This is a genomic window from Faecalibacterium sp. I4-3-84 (assembly GCF_023347255.1).
Taxonomy (GTDB): Bacteria; Bacillota; Clostridia; order Oscillospirales; family Ruminococcaceae; genus Faecalibacterium; species Faecalibacterium taiwanense.
The window spans coordinates 417,314-435,467 of the sequence record NZ_CP094466.1; the positions used below are offsets into that span (position 1 = coordinate 417,314).

At 50.2% G+C, this 18,154-nt stretch carries 23 protein-coding genes and 3 pseudogenes; 24 read left to right on the forward strand and 2 right to left on the reverse strand.

What is annotated here, in order from left to right:
• Positions 1-28: 28 nt before the first annotated feature.
• Entirely contained in the window at positions 29-1,234 is a 1,206-nt protein-coding gene (locus MTP41_RS01955; RefSeq protein WP_154244678.1) for an IS110 family transposase, read from the reverse strand.
• Between the two features lie 273 nt (positions 1,235-1,507).
• On the opposite strand from MTP41_RS01955, the pseudogene MTP41_RS01960 reads away from it, so the two are divergent.
• The 15 genes and pseudogenes from MTP41_RS01960 to MTP41_RS02030 all read left to right on the forward strand — a co-directional run.
• Positions 1,508-1,930 (forward strand): annotated as a pseudogene (locus MTP41_RS01960) (DUF6017 domain-containing protein); the annotation flags it as partial.
• A complete protein-coding gene (locus tag MTP41_RS01965) occupies positions 1,930-2,763 on the forward strand; it encodes a ParA family protein (RefSeq protein ID WP_249236541.1) in 834 nt (277 codons plus the stop codon). The pseudogene MTP41_RS01960 and the gene MTP41_RS01965, both read left to right, overlap by 1 nt.
• On the forward strand, positions 2,720-3,649 hold the full coding sequence (locus MTP41_RS01970; RefSeq protein WP_249236073.1) for a ParB/RepB/Spo0J family partition protein: 930 nt from the start codon (positions 2,720-2,722) through the stop codon (positions 3,647-3,649). Before MTP41_RS01965 ends, MTP41_RS01970 begins: the two co-directional genes overlap by 44 nt.
• Before the next feature lie 63 nt (positions 3,650-3,712).
• Positions 3,713-4,138, forward strand: a complete 426-nt coding sequence (locus MTP41_RS01975; protein ID WP_249236074.1) for a hypothetical protein — start codon at positions 3,713-3,715, stop codon at positions 4,136-4,138.
• Positions 4,139-4,148: 10 nt separating this feature from the next.
• On the forward strand, positions 4,149-4,622 hold the full coding sequence (locus MTP41_RS01980) for a hypothetical protein (RefSeq protein ID WP_154266146.1): 474 nt from the start codon (positions 4,149-4,151) through the stop codon (positions 4,620-4,622).
• The gene (locus tag MTP41_RS01985; protein ID WP_249236075.1) at positions 4,622-4,825 is read left to right on the forward strand and encodes a hypothetical protein; all 204 of its coding nucleotides are present in this window, start codon (positions 4,622-4,624) and stop codon (positions 4,823-4,825) included. Before MTP41_RS01980 ends, MTP41_RS01985 begins: the two co-directional genes overlap by 1 nt.
• Positions 4,746-5,192 carry a DUF3846 domain-containing protein gene (locus MTP41_RS01990; RefSeq protein ID WP_249236076.1) on the forward strand — a complete coding sequence of 149 codons (447 nt, stop codon included), beginning with the start codon at positions 4,746-4,748 and terminating at the stop codon, positions 5,190-5,192. The genes MTP41_RS01985 and MTP41_RS01990 overlap by 80 nt, the downstream gene beginning before the upstream one ends.
• Before the next feature lie 29 nt (positions 5,193-5,221).
• Entirely contained in the window at positions 5,222-5,680 is a 459-nt protein-coding gene (locus tag MTP41_RS01995; protein WP_005924899.1) for a PcfB family protein, read from the forward strand.
• Positions 5,677-7,458: a VirD4-like conjugal transfer protein, CD1115 family gene (locus MTP41_RS02000; protein WP_097782586.1), complete on the forward strand. Its 1,782-nt coding sequence runs from the start codon at positions 5,677-5,679 to the stop codon at positions 7,456-7,458. The genes MTP41_RS01995 and MTP41_RS02000 overlap by 4 nt, the downstream gene beginning before the upstream one ends.
• 137 nt (positions 7,459-7,595) lie before the next feature.
• Positions 7,596-7,724, forward strand: a pseudogene (locus MTP41_RS02005) (Maff2 family mobile element protein); the annotation flags it as partial.
• Between the two features lie 257 nt (positions 7,725-7,981).
• Positions 7,982-8,494: an RNA polymerase sigma factor gene (locus MTP41_RS02010; RefSeq protein ID WP_003533443.1), complete on the forward strand. Its 513-nt coding sequence runs from the start codon at positions 7,982-7,984 to the stop codon at positions 8,492-8,494.
• The gene (locus MTP41_RS02015) at positions 8,487-9,191 is read left to right on the forward strand and encodes a zf-HC2 domain-containing protein (RefSeq protein WP_005946129.1); all 705 of its coding nucleotides are present in this window, start codon (positions 8,487-8,489) and stop codon (positions 9,189-9,191) included. Before MTP41_RS02010 ends, MTP41_RS02015 begins: the two co-directional genes overlap by 8 nt.
• Positions 9,192-9,349: 158 nt before the next feature.
• Positions 9,350-9,808 (forward strand): RNA polymerase sigma factor, encoded by a 459-nt coding sequence (locus MTP41_RS02020; protein ID WP_023921375.1) that lies wholly within the window; start codon positions 9,350-9,352, stop codon positions 9,806-9,808.
• On the forward strand, positions 9,786-9,983 hold the full coding sequence (locus tag MTP41_RS02025; RefSeq protein WP_005921293.1) for a helix-turn-helix domain-containing protein: 198 nt from the start codon (positions 9,786-9,788) through the stop codon (positions 9,981-9,983). The genes MTP41_RS02020 and MTP41_RS02025 overlap by 23 nt, the downstream gene beginning before the upstream one ends.
• A gap of 42 nt (positions 9,984-10,025) precedes the next feature.
• Positions 10,026-10,451, forward strand: coding sequence for a hypothetical protein (locus MTP41_RS02030; RefSeq protein WP_005921288.1), 426 nt, complete (start codon positions 10,026-10,028; stop codon positions 10,449-10,451).
• Here MTP41_RS02030 and MTP41_RS02035 read toward each other — a convergent pair.
• A complete protein-coding gene (locus MTP41_RS02035; protein ID WP_249236077.1) occupies positions 10,396-10,908 on the reverse strand; it encodes a hypothetical protein in 513 nt (170 codons plus the stop codon). The two genes, MTP41_RS02030 and MTP41_RS02035, sit on opposite strands and share 56 nt — an antisense overlap.
• Positions 10,909-10,985: 77 nt before the next feature.
• On the opposite strand from MTP41_RS02035, the gene MTP41_RS02040 reads away from it, so the two are divergent.
• The 9 genes and pseudogenes from MTP41_RS02040 (at position 10,986) to MTP41_RS02080 (ending at position 18,148) form a co-directional block, all read left to right on the forward strand.
• Entirely contained in the window at positions 10,986-11,384 is a 399-nt protein-coding gene (locus tag MTP41_RS02040) for a plasmid mobilization protein (protein ID WP_002569238.1), read from the forward strand.
• Positions 11,356-12,978 carry a relaxase/mobilization nuclease domain-containing protein gene (locus MTP41_RS02045; RefSeq protein ID WP_249236078.1) on the forward strand — a complete coding sequence of 541 codons (1,623 nt, stop codon included), beginning with the start codon at positions 11,356-11,358 and terminating at the stop codon, positions 12,976-12,978. Before MTP41_RS02040 ends, MTP41_RS02045 begins: the two co-directional genes overlap by 29 nt.
• 185 nt (positions 12,979-13,163) lie before the next feature.
• On the forward strand, positions 13,164-13,376 hold the full coding sequence (locus tag MTP41_RS02050; RefSeq protein ID WP_039891482.1) for a hypothetical protein: 213 nt from the start codon (positions 13,164-13,166) through the stop codon (positions 13,374-13,376).
• Positions 13,366-14,115, forward strand: a complete 750-nt coding sequence (locus MTP41_RS02055; RefSeq protein ID WP_008394427.1) for a phage replisome organizer N-terminal domain-containing protein — start codon at positions 13,366-13,368, stop codon at positions 14,113-14,115. The genes MTP41_RS02050 and MTP41_RS02055 overlap by 11 nt, the downstream gene beginning before the upstream one ends.
• Positions 14,112-14,966, forward strand: coding sequence for an ATP-binding protein (locus MTP41_RS02060; RefSeq protein WP_055222989.1), 855 nt, complete (start codon positions 14,112-14,114; stop codon positions 14,964-14,966). Before MTP41_RS02055 ends, MTP41_RS02060 begins: the two co-directional genes overlap by 4 nt.
• Positions 14,963-15,151 (forward strand): transposon-encoded TnpW family protein, encoded by a 189-nt coding sequence (locus MTP41_RS02065; RefSeq protein ID WP_002569233.1) that lies wholly within the window; start codon positions 14,963-14,965, stop codon positions 15,149-15,151. The genes MTP41_RS02060 and MTP41_RS02065 overlap by 4 nt, the downstream gene beginning before the upstream one ends.
• A gap of 111 nt (positions 15,152-15,262) precedes the next feature.
• Positions 15,263-16,873, forward strand: coding sequence for a recombinase family protein (locus MTP41_RS02070; RefSeq protein WP_215704675.1), 1,611 nt, complete (start codon positions 15,263-15,265; stop codon positions 16,871-16,873).
• An 88-nt stretch (positions 16,874-16,961) separates the two neighbouring features.
• Positions 16,962-17,054 (forward strand): annotated as a pseudogene (locus MTP41_RS15675) (Maff2 family mobile element protein); the annotation flags it as partial.
• A 227-nt stretch (positions 17,055-17,281) separates the two neighbouring features.
• Entirely contained in the window at positions 17,282-18,148 is an 867-nt protein-coding gene (locus MTP41_RS02080) for a VirB6/TrbL-like conjugal transfer protein, CD1112 family (RefSeq protein ID WP_044960452.1), read from the forward strand.
• Positions 18,149-18,154 lie beyond the last annotated feature (6 nt).

Genomic DNA, 18,154 nt, shown 5'->3' on the forward strand with positions numbered 1-18,154 from the left:
AATTACGACCAAAAACAAATATCCATGCTTATTTTGAGTGTTTGGAGTCCATTACAGCTTTCACTCTAGCATAATAGATTCGCAAGAACTTGTTGGCTGAAGCCATCATGTAAACTTTGTAGGGTTTTCCCTCAGAGCGCTTTTTGTTCATGAATTGAAAAACCGGCTCATCCTGAGGTTGTGTCTTCAAGATGACAGTCATAATCAGAAAGAGCGTCCTACGTAGAACAGCCGAACCCACTTTACTAATTCCGCTATCGTTGCCCACAATCTTGCCAGAATCATTTGGCTGCGGTTCAATTCCTGCAAATGCAATGAGTGATTTCTTGGATGAGAAACGACGGACATCTCCGATCTCAGCCATCAGTTGAGGACCGAGAGAAGGGCCGACGCCGTACATTTCCATCACAGTATCAAATTCCGGAAGCTGTTGAGAAAGGCGAAGCATCTCCTGCTGGAATGCAGCCACGGACTGAGATACGGCTTTCAGCTGAGCGACCTGTTGCTGAATAAGGAGTTTTGAGGTTGGGGATTTTGGAAGAGAAGCAGCATTGACTGCACAGGCATAGATCGTATCCGATTTTGAGCGAGTGAAATTATATCCGTGCTTCTGACACCACTTTAAATACTTTTTAGCAAAGGCATCAGAGGAAAGGCTTGAAACACACTCACTGTGCCAGAAGTCTCCAATGAAATCGACCCATTTTTCGCACCCGTTGCTCTTTGCGGGGCTTGAAAATAGCTTGTTTGCATCTGGAAAGGTCAGGTCAAGAGATGAGATCAGATTATTCTTCAGCATAGTACGAACTGCCACGGCTTGCTGGTACTGACGATAACAATTCTTCAAAGCCAGCCGGGTATCATCTTCGGGAAGATACTGTCGTAGCCGTGTCCACTTGTCGAGCGTATAGTTGGCGATTTTAACAGCGTCTTTTCTATCCGTTTTGACACGTCTTAAACTGTTGTTGTCATAGTCATGAATCAGAACAGGATTGACTACGGAAACGAATAAGCCCGCATCGTGTAAAACGAAAGCAACTGGTTTGTGGTAATTCCCGGTGGCTTCCATGACGACACGGGTCTCTCCGTCCAAAGCTTTGAGCTTCCCAGCCAGATCGTTCAGGCTTTGGGCGGTGTGTAAAACTTCAAAGGGTTCGAGTACTACTTCTCCAAAGGGGCGCATGACGCAAACCATGCTCTTTCCTTTGGAAACGTCAATGCCTACAGCGTTCATAACGGTTCCTCCATTACTTTGTATTTGCAACCGGAATCCATCTTTTACTCGTTGCCGATTCAATCTATTGGGTGACACGAACGCTCCGCTTGGCGGGTGGCTCAACCTGCTTAAAACGAATGCTACAACAAGAGAGATGGTCAACTGTCTTTAGAACGGGCGTAGAAGCCCAGAGAATGATGCGTTAGCCGATTACTCTCTTATTGTAGCTTAGGTACGAGTTGGAATGGAATATGGCTGGCTGCCATATCCGGTTCCATGTTTATTGTAATAGAGAATGATACTGAAATGAGTGAGATCGATTCCTTCTATTCCGAAGAATCGGATGGGATGAGTAAACGCGCCCAACTGGAAGAATATTTTTCGCAGTCTTTGGAGGTAGACCTTCTGCTCTGGCTTTGCCCGGATGACGAGGACATCATCTACCAGATCGTTGATTTGCTGGTGGACACCTGTGCTACCAACCGCAAGCTGCTGCACATCGCCGGGGATGATAAGCCCGCCGAGGTGGTACGCAGCCGGTTTATGAAGCTGAACGCCGACCACATCAAATTTGTGTTGAAGTGCCTTGCAGAGAACAGCAGCCCAATCAGGAACATGAAGCAATACCTGCTCGCTTCTCTGTACAACGCACCGACCACCATACAGCTTTACTATCAGAATCAGACCAACCACGATTTAGCGAAACGGGGGTGATAAAAATTTCCAAAAAAGCAACCACGATTGCCATTGTCAACCAAAAGGGAGGCACTGGCAAAACAACAACCTGTGAAAACTTGGGTGTCGGTCTTGCCGCCGAGGGTAAGAAGGTCCTACTTGTAGACGCTGACCCGCAGGGTTCACTCACCATTAGTATGGGCTGGCAGAAGCCGGACGAACTGCCCGTTACCCTTTCGACCCTGATGCAGAAAGCCATGAATGATCAGTGCATTCCACCCGGTGAAGGTGTGCTACACCATGCAGAGGGCGTAGACCTCATCCCAGCCAACATAGAGTTGGCTGGGATGGAAGTTGCCCTTGTCAATACCATGAGCCGCGAAAAGATGTTGAAACAGGTCTTGGACAGTGCAAAGCAGGACTATGACTATATCCTGCTGGACTGCACTCCTTCCCTTGGGATGCTGACCATCAACGCATTGGCGGCGGCAGACACTGCCCTGATTCCTGTGCAGGCACAGTATCTTTCCGCGAAAGGTCTGGAACAGCTTTTGCAGACCATCAACAAGGTGCATCGGCAGATCAACCCAAAGCTGAAAATTGAGGGCATCCTGCTCACCATGACGGACAGCCGCACCAACTATGGCCGACAGATCGACACGCTGATTCGGCAGGCATACGGTAAACACATCAAAGTGTTTGAGCAGACGATTCCCCACTCCGTCCGTGCTGCGGAAATCAGCGCAGCGGGCAAAAGCATTTTTCAGTATAACCCGAAGGGTAAAGTGGCAGAAGCCTACAAATCTCTGACAAAGGAGGTGTTGGCCAATGCCGAAAAGCAGCGTAAACGTCAGTCTGAACAGTTACGATGATATTTTTTCAACCGAAGAATCCCGGCAGGAAGAACAGCATGAGCAGGTGCAGCAGATTCCGATTAGAGAGTTGTTTCCGTTCAAAAATCACCCATTCAAGGTCTTAGATGACGAAGCGATGCAGCGGACGGTGGAAAGTGTGGCGCAGTATGGTGTGCTTGCACCGCTGCTTGCCCGCCCCAGACCAGAGGGCGGTTATGAGATCATCTCCGGGCACCGCCGTCAACACGCCGCAGAACTGGCCGGGCTGGAAACGCTGCCGGTCATTGTTCGAGAGATGTCGGACGATGCGGCTGTGATCCTTATGGTGGACAGCAATTTGCAGCGTGAGCATATTCTGCCCAGTGAACGCGCATTTGCCTACAAAATGAAGCTGGAGGCGATAAAAAAGCAAGGTGCTAGGTCGGATTTAACTTCTGGACAAGTTGTCCAGAAGTCAAAACTGTCCATTGAACAGGTCGCTGAGGGTACTGGTGAAGGCTATAAGACAGTCCAGCGGTTTATCCGTCTGACAAATCTTGTTCCCGAATTGCTCGACATGGTGGATGAAAAGAAAATTGCATTCAATCCCGCTGTGGAACTGTCCTATCTGGACGAAGCCCAACAGCGGGATTTTTTAGAAGCAATGAACGATACACAGAACTTTCCCTCTCTTTCGCAGGCACAGCGGCTCAAGAAGATGGCGCAGAATGGGCAGTTTTCGTATGATGTGGCTTTTGCCATCATGGGAGAAGCCAAGAAGGACGAGCTGGATAAGGTCGTCATCAAAAATGACACCCTGAAAAAGTATTTTCCGCGCAGCTACACGCCCAAACAGATGGAAGATACCATCATCAAGCTGCTGGAACAGTGGCAGAAAAAGCGTCAGCGCAGTGAAGAACGCTGACAGGATATGAATTTGAAAAGACCCGGTTGGGTCTTTTTCTTTAGGAAAAAGGAGAAAATGCCTATGAAGAATGATTCCAATCCCATTATTCGTTCCGAGGAAATCACCATTGATATGCATATCTGTGCAGCATTGTCGGAGAGCGGTGGCAGCGGCGAGACCTACTTTGCCGCCATCGCCCCGGACATGGAGCTGACGGTCATCACGTTGGACGAAGCTCCCGACATCCTGCCCTGCTTTGACGAGGATGATGCGTACCTGAACATCCCCGACAGCTCGCTGCTGCTCAGCTACAACCCGGCTCAGGTTCTGAAACTGGCAGGCAAGCACTATCTGACCGGCCCGGTCATTCTGGTGCGCACCAACATGGATGGCGAGTTCATCTCGCTGACGATTGATCAGGTCTACCTCTTTCAGAAGTACCTGATGCGCCACAGCGTCACCCTGATGGCTGACGGCCAGAAGCTGCCCTGCATCTGCATGGAGTGAGGTGCCTTTTATGTCAACCAGAGAAAAAAGAGAACAGCGGAAAGCCCAGAAAGCGAGGTTTGTTGCAATGTATCCGGGCTTGTCGCACGATGAGATTATCGAGGAGTGTCTCAAGGAACTGAAGCACCATTTCGAGGTTGGGCCGGAAGTTGCCCTTATCAGTGCCGAAAAAGGTGTTCAGTGTGTGCCGTTTGATGAATCCCTTCAAAAGAAGTTTCCTTACTTTGAGGGGACTTACGAAGTCTTTGACGTTCCGCATACGGATTTTCAGATTCGCTACCAGCCAGAGCAGATTCTCGCCGCAAGCGGAAGAAAAATCCTGACCGGCACGGCATTTCTTTGCCGCAGGGAAAATGAGCGTTGTCTTATGCTTCCGAGCCGATATGAAAAGGTCGATGTGGAAGATTTTATTCGGGAGCATCTGTTTTTCTATGACGATGCTGAGATGCGCCATGTTGGTGTTGCGCTTTCGGAGGTTGCGTAATGGAGTTCGTGAAAGACTTTCTGATCTATGAAGCCGGTGCGCTCTGTGGGTTCTTTATCGCAGCCCTGATGAATGCGGCGCGCGCCGGACAGGAAATCACCATTAAATTTGAGGAGGATAAGCATGGAACAGGAAAAGAACACCCTGACGGTGCTGAAAATTGCACCGGGACAGTACCCGAAGCAGGTCGAGATCAATCCTGACCTGAAAGCCTTGCAGCAGGCAGTCGGTGGAAACATCGGTGCCAGCTATCCGTTCAGTGACCCGGTCGCCATCGTCTATAACGATGACGGCAAGCTCATGGGACTGCCGTTGAACCGTGCCTTATGGGACGAGGACGGGCTGATGTACGATGTTATTGCCGGGACCTTTTTGGTGGTAGGTCTGGGTGAGGAGGATTTTGTATCGCTCTCCCCGGAGCTGGCGCAGAAGTATGAAGAAGAATTTCATCAACCCGAAGCTTTTCTCCCTCTGGGGCGTCGCCTGATGGTCATTCCGGTTCCGGATGAATCGGTTCAGAATGACGCAGAGAAGGCCGTAAACAAGCCCCCGGTGGAACATGACCGCTAAGACGATTTTCTGCACAGGAGGTGGTAACGATGCAGGAAGAAATCGAGCATAAGACGGTCAACCTTGCCATCTCGACCACAAAACTGTCCGCCCGCACCCTGCTGCGCGGGATGCAGTTTCTGTTGCGGCAGTACGACAAGCACGCTTCGCAGGGCAAGCAGTCCATGAAGCGGCTGGTACGACAGAACCGTGGTGTGACAAATGTGGAGATTCAGAAAACCGGTATCAAGGATTTTGACCGCTATGCCAAGCGGTATCACATCGACTACTCCATCCAGAAAGACCTGTCCTGCAAGCCGCCCCGGTATCTAATCTACTTCAAGGCACAGGACACGGATGCCTTGAATGCAGCTTTCAAGGAATATTCGGCATCGGTGCTGGATAAAACCAAGCGTCCTTCCGTGCTGGCAAAGCTACATGATCTGGCGCAGTCCGTTGCAAATCTGCCGGACAAAGTGCGGCACAAGCAGGAGGAGCGCGGCCTATGAGCAAAAAGAAGCTTTCCAAGCTGCTGGCGCTCTATCTGCCCTATGTGGTGATTGGGCTTGTAGCTACCAATCTGGGCGAGGCATGGCGGCTGGCTGCGGGTAAGGAACTTGGCGACAAAATCGTATCGCTGATGGATACGCTCCCGGCTGCATTTTCAAATCCGCTGCCCAGTCTGCACCTATTTGACTTGTTCATTGGTCTGTGCTGCGGTGCTGGAATGCGGCTGGCGGTGTACCTGAAAGGCAAAAACGCCAAAAAGTACCGGCATGGCATGGAGTACGGCTCTGCCCGGTGGGGAACTCCGAAGGACATTGAGCCGTTCATGGCACCAAAGTTCGCCGACAACATCATCCTAACCAAAACGGAACGGTTGATGATGAGCAATCGCCCACCGGACCCCAAGAATGCCCGGAATAAAAATGTGCTGGTGGTGGGCGGTTCCGGCAGCGGTAAGACAAGGTTCTTTATCAAGCCGAATCTGCTGCAATGTGATTCCAAGAATTTTCCGGTATCATTCGTGGTTACAGATCCGAAAGGTAGTATCGGCGTGGAATGTGGAGAAGCCCTGTTAAAGCACGGCTACAAGCTAAAATTCTTCAACACGATCAACTTTTCCAAGAGTATGCGCTATAACCCTATGGCGTACATCCATAGTGAAAAGGATGTGCTGAAACTCGTGACTGCACTGATGACCAACACCAAAGGTGAAGGTCAGGGCGGCGACCCATTCTGGGACAAAGCGGAACGGCTTTTGCTGGTTTCATTGATTGCCTATCTGCATTATGAAGCCCCGGTTGAGGAGCAAAACTTCGCAACACTGCTGGAAATGTTGAATACTATGCAGGTTTCGGAAGATGATGAAACTTATCAAAATCCGGTAGACCTGTTGTTTGAGGATCTGGGCAAGAAGAAGCCAAAATCCTTTGCAGTGCGGCAGTACAAACTTTATAAACTGGCTGCCGGCAAAACGGCTAAGTCCATCCTTATTTCCTGCGGTGCCCGGCTCGCACCCTTTGATATTCAGGAAGTCCGGGATGCCACCATGTACGATGAGCTGGAACTGGACAAGCTGGGTGACCGGAAAACGGCGCTGTTCCTTATCATGAGCGATACGGACAGTACATTTAACTTCCTGATCTCCATGATCTACACCCAGCTTTTCAATCTGCTCTGTGATAAGGCAGATGACCAATACGGCGGCAAACTGCCAGTCCATGTGCGGTGCCTGATCGATGAGTGTGCTAACATCGGTCAGATTCCGCAGCTGGAAAAGCTGGTGGCTACCATCCGCAGCCGTGAGATCTCGGCGTGTCTGGTCTTGCAGACCCGCAGCCAGTTGAAAGCCATCTACAAAGATAATGCGGATACCATCGTGGGCAATATGGACAGCCAGATTTTCCTCGGCGGCAGTGAGCCTACCACCCTGAAAGATCTTGCCGAAGCACTCGGCAAGGAAACCATCGACAGCTACAACAATTCAGATACCCGTGGCAATAGCCCAAGCTATGGCACCAACTATCAAAAACTCGGCCACGAACTTATGAGCCGGGATGAACTGGCGGTGCTGGATGGCGGCAAGTGCATCCTGCAATTGCGGGGTGTGCGCCCGTTTATGAGCGACAAGTACGACCTGACCCAGCACCCGAACTACAAGTACACCTCCGACTATGACCCCAAGAACGCACTCGATATCGAGAAGTTCTTGAACCGAAAAGAAAAAATCCACCCAGACGATACCTTTGTCATGGTGGATGCTGATTCACTCCCGCCCGCCTGATAAGACGAGCGGTTATTTTTTACCCATTGACCCAACAGGTACACCGGAAAATCAGCCTTCGCCGTGGTTTTCGGCTTTTTGCAAACGGATTTCAGGTGTGTGCAGAGTCACTTTTTCAAAACAAAGGAGATTTTTCTATGGAATTCTTTAACAGCGCAGTGGACGTTCTGAAGACTCTGGTCGTGGCATTGGGTGCCGGTCTGGGCGTGTGGGGTGCCGTCAACCTGATGGAGGGTTACGGCGGCGATAACCCCTCCGCAAATGCTCATGTACGGTAGAGAAGCACAAAGCAAAACAAGGATAGCCAGCCCTGCCACTATTCCGAAGTCAGGGGAACGCAATAGAAAAATTCATAGCTGTATGCTATACTTAATTAGCATTTGAACATATCAAGCTGACACAGCAATCTCTTTACTTGCCGTTAATGCGCGTCTACCAATAGTCCGCACAAAGCAAGAGTAGCGTAAAGGTATAAAAATTTCAAACTTCTTTGTAACGAAATTCCGATTTCTCCGTCTAACCTATGAAGCTGAAGGAGGTGATGACAAGTATGGACTATGAAAAGCTCTATAAAGCCTACTATTTACAGGTATACTCGTATACTATTTCTCTTGCCAAAAATCGTGAGATAGCAGAGGAAATCACGCAGAACACATTCTATAAGGCTGTTTCTACAACATCACAATTCAAAGGTAAGTCAGATGAATTGACATGGCTCTGCTCCATAGCAAAAAACCTTTACCATGATGAAATGCGAAGCCGTCAGCGAGTAGCTGATGTGAGTGAAATCAATGACTTGCCATCAAATGAAAATGTTGAGAACTCAGTTGCAGATTCTGACATGGCGTTCCGCATACACCTCGTTCTTCACCGTTTGGAAGAACCATACAAAGAAGTCTTTCAGCTTCGCGTATTCGGGGAACTATCTTTTTCACAAATCGCTGCAATTTTTGGAAAAACAGAATCATGGGCGAGAGTTACTTATCATCGTGCAAAGCTAAAAATTCAAGAAAGGATGGATGAAAAGCATGAGTAAACAATGCGATATTGTTCGAGATATTCTTCCGCTGTATGTTGACGGTGCTTGCAGCGAAGCAAGCGCAGAGATGGTAAAAGAGCATTTGAACGCCTGTGCTGACTGTAACGCAATTTATCAGAAATTGCTTTCTCACACGAGCGAAGATGTTCTTCACGAAGAAAGCGAAAGCGTTATTATGCGCCATGAGGCAAAAGAAAAGCAGAGAGGCAGAAAAAAGATAACGATTGCTGTTCTCGTTTCCATCGCTCTTTGTATCATTGCAATTTTTACAGCTCTCTTTCTGTTACCTATAAACATTGCTTATGAGCCTGTCAAAATCGACTTCCCATTTGAGGTTGAAGATGTCGAAAACGTTGAAATGTACCACTATGACGGAGTGCCTGCATCAGCAGAAAAGAAAGTAGTTGTTGCTGAAAATGATATAAAGACCCTATATGATAAGTTCAAGGGCTTATCCCTAAAAGACAAAACGACTGAGGAAACTGCCGGAGCAGATGTGACCAGCTTTAGATTTAACCTCTCAGATGGAACAAGCTACGATTTGATTTACGCCTGCTATGGGGTTAAAAACGGCGAATTGAAGTCAGCAGCAGGCGGTTTTAAGTATTTCACAAGTGCGGATATCGGCTCTTATTGGAACAATTTGAATACGGAACTTGAGGCAATTCCTATCAATGAGAGTGAATTGCCGTGAGCAGATAGCAAACCCAGCCGAGCCTGTCAACGGTCAAGATGAACGGCGCAAATGCGCCGCCGTTGACAGCCCCGCCCGTCTTTGCTGTTCGGTAATCAAGAGGGCGACAGCACAAGATGCTGCCGCCCTCTGCCATTATTCAGAAAGGGGGATTTTCCATGACCGAACACGAAAAGTATCAAGAACATATCCGGCATACACACGATGCCTTTTGCAAGACTGTTATTCGCCACGCTGCCATAGACGCAGCCCGGAGCATACGGAGCCGCCGCAAGCGGGAAATCTCGCTTGAATATCTGATAGAAGAAAAACACTATCCATTCAGTACCACAGATAAATACTTTGCGGAGCAATCCGGCATGACCAGCTATCCGCTTTTCGTCTGTGGTCAGATGGTGCTTTTGGAAAGTCCAGAGCTTGCCGCAGCCCTGTCCGCACTATCACAGATGGAACAGGAAATCATTTTCTTGTACTACTTCCAACGATTGACGCATAGGGAGATTGGACGGAGATATGGACGGGCTGGCAACACAACCGGGCGGCGTATTCAGATGATTTTACGGCGGCTACGGGCAGAGTTGGAGGGTTTGTCCTATGAGCCAGCTACTTCCCTATGAGACAATCGTTAAGGCAAGCGAGGGCGACCCGGAAGCTGTTGCCGCCGTCCTATCCCATTATGCGGGATATGTCCGCTCTTGTGCGAAAATGGACGGACAGATTAACACGGATATGCAGGAGCATATTGTCAGGCAACTGATAGAAAGCCTGTTGAAGTTCCGCTTTGACCGCTAAACAGAAAAGTTGTATAATTAGAGCCTGACAAATTAAACTTCAATGAGGGTAGAGCAAATGGAACAGATTATCAATTATAGAGACATACCCACAGATAAAAGGATTGACATATTAAATGCTCTTGAGCGAATAGGTTTTTTTCCGGCATACGGCGGCGTGAGAACAATGCAGCAAATTATGGAAAAGTCAGTTCCAGGTTCAGGCCCACAATTCTATTTCGTTTTCCGTGAAAATGAGTTGATAGGGTACAATTTTCTCATTGGGGACACTAAGAAATATAAAGCGTTCCCATGGCTTGCTATTAGCAATATGGATGAGCAGAAGTTGACTGTTTGTGAAGAACTGATGAAAATACAAATTGCCTTTTTTGAAGAACTCGGAATGCAAAAGATAGCAGATCATTGCGTTAGGATTATGGAAGATTACAGAAAAGGAATTGGAAAGCGGAAAGAAAGCGATTGCAGATAAATTCCATTTGAAAAACGGCTGACAATTTAATACCGCCGCCCATCACAGCGGCAGATAAGCAGTAAATCTTGAAAAGGTTTACTGCTTTTTTTGCGCCCATTTTCAAAAATCTTTGGCAAACCACACCGCCGGATTGTTGTAGGGAGCAGACAGGTAAAACAAAAAAATTTCCGCTGCGTTTGCCAAAACGCCCCCTTTTCACCGTTGTAGTGGTGAACAGCGGGCAGAACACGCCGCCGCAATCGCTATATTGGTGGAGCAAGCCAGTATATCCGCAAACCAGAGCCGCCGAGGAAAGCGGTAGTTTTTTAGAGCAAGATTCTACCGCAGTACCAAAATTCGCTTTTCGCTCATTTTGCCCCTGCGGGAATCTTGTTGGGGAGTGCCTTCCCCAAACCCTGCTAATGCGGCTTACGCCGCTTAAAAATCCCTCAAAATATTTTTTCGGATTTTTCAAAAACAGTTCCGCTTCACACCCTGTTTTTCTCCTATTAGTGAGAGGACACCACGCACAGCCGAAAGGAGGTTTTTACCATGCGAAAACGATATAACACGCCGCACCGCAGCCGGGTAGTCAAGACCCGCATGACCGAGGAAGAATACGCCGAGTTTGCGGAAAGGCTTTCTGCCTACAACATGAGCCAAGCCGAGTTTATCCGGCAAGCCATAACCGGGGCAGCCATACGCCCCATCATAACTGTTTCCCCCGTCAACGACGAGCTGCTTGCCGCTGTCGGGAAGCTGACCGCCGAATACGGCAGGATCGGCGGCAACTTAAACCAGATAGCCCGGACACTGAACGAGTGGCACAGCCCCTACCCGCAACTTGCCGGGGAGGTGCGGGCGGCGGTTTCCGACCTTGCTGCCCTAAAGTTTGAAGTCTTGCAGAAAGTGGGTGACGCTGTTGGCAACATTCAAACATATCAGCTCTAAAAATGCCGACTATGGCGCAGCGGAAGCCTACCTCACATTTGAGCATGACGAGTTTACCATGAAGCCCACCCTTGATGAAAACGGGCGGCTGATACCGAGGGAGGATTACCGCATTTCTTCCCTTAACTGCGGGGGCGAGGATTTCGCCGTTGCCTGTATGCGAGCCAATCTCCGCTATGAGAAAAACCAAAAACGGGAAGATGTGAAAAGCCACCACTATATCATCAGCTTTGACCCACGGGACGGGACAGACAACGGCTTGACCGTAGACCGGGCACAGGAGCTGGGCGAGCAGTTCTGCAAAGAGCATTTCCCCGGACACCAAGCCCTTGTATGCACCCACCCGGACGGGCATAACCACAGCGGCAATATCCATGTGCATATCGTCATCAACTCCCTGCGGATTTATGAAGTCCCGCTTCTGCCCTACATGGACAGACCAGCCGATACACGGGAGGGCTGCAAGCACCGCTGCACCAATGCCGCTATGGAATATTTCAAGAGTGAAGTCATGGAGATGTGCCACCGGGAGGGGCTTTACCAAATCGACCTCTTGAACGGCAGCAAGGAACGGATAACCGAACGGGAATACTGGGCGGCAAAGAAAGGGCAGCTTGCCCTTGATAAAGAGAACGCCGCCAGAGAAGCCGCAGGACAGCCGACCAAGCCCACCAAGTTTGAAACGGACAAGGCGAAGCTGCGCCGGACGATACGGCAGGCACTTTCCCAAGCTGCCAGCTTTGACGAGTTTTCTTCCCTTTTGCTGCAGGAGGGTGTGACCGTCAAGGAGAGCCGGGGGCGGCTTTCCTACCTCACGCCGGACAGGACGAAGCCTATCACAGCCCGGAAGCTGGGGGACGATTTTGACAAGGCTGCTGTCCTTGCCCTGCTTACGCAGAACGCCCACAGAGCCGCCGAACAGACCAAAACCATACCGGAATACCCACACACCCAAAAGGGACGCTTGCAGGAGGAAAAAGCCGCAAAAACCACCCCGGCAGACAACATCTTGCAGCGCATGGTTGACCGGGAAGCCAAGCGAGCCGAGGGCAAGGGCGTGGGTTATGACCGCTGGGCGGCAAAGCACAACCTAAAGCAGATGGCGGCTACCGTTACTGCCTACCAGCAGTACGGCTTTTCTTCCCCGGAGGAACTGGACGAAGCCTGTTCTGCCGCCTATGCCGCCATGCAGGAAAGCCTTGCAGAGCTGAAGCAGGTGGAAAAGACGCTGAACGGGAAAAAGGAGCTGCAACGACAGGTGCTTGCCTATTCCAAGACCCGCCCTGTCCGGGACGGGCTGAAACAGCAGAAAAACGCCAAAGCAAAAGCAGCCTACCGTCAGAAGTACGAAAGCGACTTTATCATAGCAGACGCAGCCGCCCGCTATTTCAGGGAGAACGGCATTTCCAAGCTGCCGAGCTATAAAGCCCTGCAAGCAGAGATTGAAACCCTTATCCAAGAGAAAAACAGCGGCTACAACGATTACCGGGCAAAACGGGAGGAATACCGCCGCTTACAGACTGTCAAGGGCAATATCGACCAGATTTTACACCGGGAGCGCAAGCCTGTGAAAAGGCAGGAACAGGAACGATAAAAACCGCCCCAAAATGTACCCGAACCTATACAGAACAAGGGGGCTGCCCCGTACCCTATCCGCAAATACCAAAGGATTTTTTAACGGGCTTATAGGGCAGAAAAACCCCGAAAATGATACCGAGATGATACAGAATTACCGCCGATACCGCCACACCAGCGGAAACGGCAGAAAGGAGCGCACCCATGCCAAGAATGAGCAAGAAACGGCGGCTGGAATGGTCTTTTTTCCTGCGGCAAGTGAAAGTCGGGAATTCCACCTGCGACCGTATCACATACAATGACCTCTGCCGGGGCTGTACCCATAGCTGCAAGCAGAGCTTCCGGGCGATTATCATACTCTGCCCCCACTACTACTCCAAACGCCGGAAAAAGGAGGACAGGGACAATGGCAGATAACCGCAAATATTATTACCTCAAGCTGAAAGAGAACTTTTTTGACAGCGACTCCATTGTGCTGCTGGAAGATATGAAAGACGGGATTTTATACTCCAATATCCTCTTGAAGCTGTACTTAAAATCGCTGAAAAACGGCGGGAAATTGCAGCTTGACGAGCATATCCCCTACACAGCGCAGATGATAGCGACACTGACCCGCCACCAGATAGGAACGGTTGAGAGGGCTTTGGAGATTTTCCGGCAGTTGGGGCTTGTGGAGCAGCTTGACAGCGGGGCTTTCTATATGACCGACATTGAGTTGATGATAGGACAGTCCTCTACCGAAGCCGAGCGAAAACGGGCTGCAAGGCTGGAAAACAAGGCACTTTTACCGCCCCGGACAAAAGGCGGACATTTGTCCGACATTCGTCCACCAGAGAAAGAGATAGAGTTAGAGAAAGAGATAGAGATAGAAAAAGAGAGAGAGGGAGAAACGGGACACCCCGCCCCCGCCGCTTATGGCAGATACAACAATGTGATACTGACCGATACAGAGCTTTCCGGGCTGAAAACAGAGCTGCCCGACAAGTGGGAGTATTATATTGACCGGCTTTCCTGCCATATCGCTTCCACTGGGAAGCAGTACCACAGCCATGCAGCCACCATTTACAAGTGGGCGCAGGAAGACGCTGCCAAAGGCAAGGCTGCCCCGAAACAGGGTATACCCGATTATTCATGCAAGGAGGGCGAGAGCTTATGAAAAACGAGATTGAAGCTATGATTACGGACATTACAGCCACTACCGCCGAAGCGGAGGACTACACAGGCGAGGACGGGCTTTTATACTGCGGCAAGTGCCATACGCCCAAAGAAGCCTACTTTGCAGAGGGAAAGACCTGTTTCGGGCGTGACCGCCACCCGACAGACTGCGACTGCCAGCGGGCAGCCCGTGAAAAGCAGCAAGCCGCCGAAAGCCGACAGAAGCACCTTGAAAAAGTGGAGGACTTGAAACGCCGGGGCTTTACCGACCCTGCTATGCGGAACTGGACATTTGAGCATGACAACGGCAGAAACCCGCAGACCGAAACCGCCCGCTTTTATGTGGAGAGCTGGGAAACCATGCAGGCTGAAAATATCGGCTACCTGTTTTGGGGCGGCGTGGGGACAGGAAAAAGCTACCTTGCCGCCTGTATCGCCAACGCCCTTATGGAGAAAGAGGTTGCCGTCTGTATGACAAACTTTGCAACCATACTCAATGACCTTGCTGCCAGCTTTGATGGCAGGAACGAATATATTTCCCGCCTTTGCAGCTACCCCCTGCTGATACTTGATGATTTTGGTATGGAGCGAGGAACAGAATACGGGCTGGAACAGGTTTACAGCGTGATTGACAGCCGTTACCGAAGCGACAAGCCGCTGATCGCCACGACCAACCTCACGCTGGAGGAATTGCAGCACCCGCAGGACACGCCCCACGCCCGTATCTATGACAGGCTGACTTCCATGTGCGCCCCCGTCCGCTTCACGGGCAGCAACTTCCGAAAGGAAACCGCACAGGAAAAGCTGGAACGCTTAAAGCAACTGATGAAGCAGCGAAAGGAGAGCCTATGACAGAAACGAAACAGACAAGCACCACCAAAACAGACCGCCGCCCGGACTGTGTAACGGAAATCCGCATGGGCAACTCCGTCCTTACCGTTTCCGGCTTCTTCAAGCAGGGCGCAACCGATACCGCAGCCGACAAGATGATGAAAGTGCTGGAAGCGGAAGCTGCTACACAAAAAACGGCGATTTGACCGACCATAAAGAAGCAGATTTGACGCTTTTGCCGCTATACAGACCGCCGCCCCATGTGGTACAATCAAGGTACGGAATAGTGGGGCTGGCTGTCGGAAACGGAGGATTTTATGTTAAGACAGACCAACCAACAACCAATTACCGCCCTTTACCCAAGACTTTCCCATGAGGACGAGCTGCAAGGCGAGAGCAATTCCATTTCCAACCAGAAGCGTATTCTTGAAACCTATGCAAAGCAGAACGGTTTTTCCAATCTGCGCTGGTACACGGACGACGGTTATTCTGGTGCGAACTTTCAAAGACCCGGTTTTCAAGCCATGCTTGCGGACATTGAAGCCGGAAAAGTCGGGACAGTTATCGTAAAGGATATGTCGAGGTTAGGGCGAAACTACCTGCAAGTGGGAATGTACACGGAAATGATTTTCCCACAGAAAGGTGTCCGCTTTATCGCTATCAATGACGGAGTGGACAGCGCACAAGGCGACAATGACTTTGCCCCGCTGCGGAATATCTTTAACGAATGGCTGGTGAGAGATACGAGCAAGAAAATCAAAGCAGTAAAACGCTCAAAAGGCATGAGTGGCAAGCCCATCACAAGCAAGCCTGTGTATGGCTACCTCATGGACGAGGACGAAAATTTCATTATTGACGAGGAAGCTGCACCCGTAGTCAAGCAGATATACAACCTCTGCCTTGCCGGGAACGGTCCGACTAAGATAGCCCGTATGCTCACAGAGCAGCAAATCCTCACGCCGGGGACGCTGGAATACCGTAGGACGGGCAGCACCCGCCGCTACCACCCCGGCTATGAGTGCAAGTGGGCGACCAATACCGTTGTGCATATCCTTGAAAACCGGGAATACACAGGCTGTCTGGTAAACTTCAAGACAGAAAAGCTCTCTTACAAAGTCAAGCACAGTGTAGAAAATCCCCTGGAAAAGCAAGTGATTTTCGAGAACCACCACGAGCCTATCATAGACACCCAGACATGGGAACGGGTGCAGGAACTTCGCAAGCAGCGCAAACGCCCCAACCGCTATGATGAAGTGGGCTTGTTCTCCGGCATACTGTTCTGTGCGGACTGCGGTAGTGTCATGTATCAGCAGCGATACCAGACGGACAAGCGCAAGCAGGACTGTTATATCTGCGGCAACTACAAGAAACGCACCCATGACTGTACGGCGCACTTTATCCGCACCGACCTCTTGACCGCTGGCGTACTCTCCAATCTGCGGAAAGTGACAAGCTATGCGGCAAAGCATGAAGCCCGGTTTATGAAGCTCTTGATTGAGCAGAACGAGGACGGGGGCAAGCGCAGGAACGCCGCCAAGAAAAAGGAACTGGAAGCCGCCGAGAAACGCATAGCCGAGTTATCCGCTATTTTCAAGCGGCTGTATGAGGACAGCGTGACCGGGCGCATATCAGACGAGCGTTTCACAGAGCTGTCGGCAGACTATGAAGCAGAACAACGGGAGCTGAAAGAAAGAGCCGCTGCTATCCAAGCGGAGCTTTCCAAAGCACAGGAAGCCACCGTGAACGCAGAAAAGTTTATGAATGTTGTTCGGCGGCATACCAGCTTTGAAGAACTTACCCCTACTCTGTTGCGGGAGTTTGTAGAGAAAATCGTTGTGCATGAGTGCAGCTATGACGAGAACAAGACCCGTAGGCAGGACATTGAGATTTATTATTCTTTTGTTGGCAAGGTGGACTTGCCCGAATAACCGCCCGACCTATCCGACATACCTCATGTGCCGGATAGGAACGGCAAAATTTTTTACACTTCTATTACTTCTTTATCACACATCAGTAAAAAGTCAGGGTATGAAGCAGCTCATGGCTGGCGGCGGTGTTGCCCTGATTGGCATCACCCTGATCCCCCTGCTGAGCGGTCTGTTCGGCTAATCTTTTCCGGGCGGCGTCTGCCGCCCCGTACATATTTACTTGCAAGTGTTTCCAGCCCCTCCGTGGCAAACGGATTCTTATCACAAGAGGAAACGCATTGCAAATCGAATATTCACCTTTATACTGAAAGGACGGTGCTATTATGCAGATTCTGACTCACCTTATTTTTCTGCTCAACCTGCTCAAGACCCTTATCAACCATTTTTCTTGATAGGTGGTGGCGCTGAGTGGAAACAGTTCTCAAAGCGATCTCAGATTGGATCAAGTCGCTGCTGACAGCGGCGATCATGTCCAATCTTTCCGGCTTGTTTGATGATGTGAATACCCAAGTGGGCAACATCGCACAACAGGTCGGCACCAAACCATCCAGTTTTGAACCGAGAGTTTTTGCCATGATTGAAGCCCTCTCTCGAAATGTGGTGCTGCCCATTGCAGGCGTGATTTTGACCTTCATTGCCTGTTATGAATTGATTGAGATGATCACCCAGCATAACAACATGGCACAATTTGAACCTGCGCTGCTGATGAAATGGATCTTCAAAACTGCCATTTCGGTCTGGATGATCTCCAACACTTTCGACATCATCATGGCGGTGTTCGATGTGACGCAGCAGGTGGTGGCAAATTCCAGCGGCATCATCAGCGGCAACACACGGGTGAACGACATCGGGCTTTCCATGTTGCAATCCAGCATGATGCAGATGGACGTAGGACCCTTGTTCGGACTGTTCTTGCAGTCCTTCTTCATCGGTATCACCATGCGCATCCTGTCCATCGTGATTTTCGTCATCGTCTACGGAAGAATGATTGAAATCTACATGATGGTCAGTCTGGCTCCAGTGCCCATGGCAACATGGGGCAACCACGAGCAATCCCATGTTGGACAGAACTATCTCCGTTCTCTGTTTGCGCTGGGATTTCAGGGCTTCCTGATCCTGATCTGCGTGGCGATCTATGCCGTTCTGCTTCAGAATGTTGCCATATCCGGGGATGCCATCAACTCGATCTGGAGCATCGTGGGGTACACGGTGCTGCTATGCTTTACGCTGTTCAAGACTGGTTCCGTCGCCCGAAGCATTCTGGGCGCACACTAAGGAGGT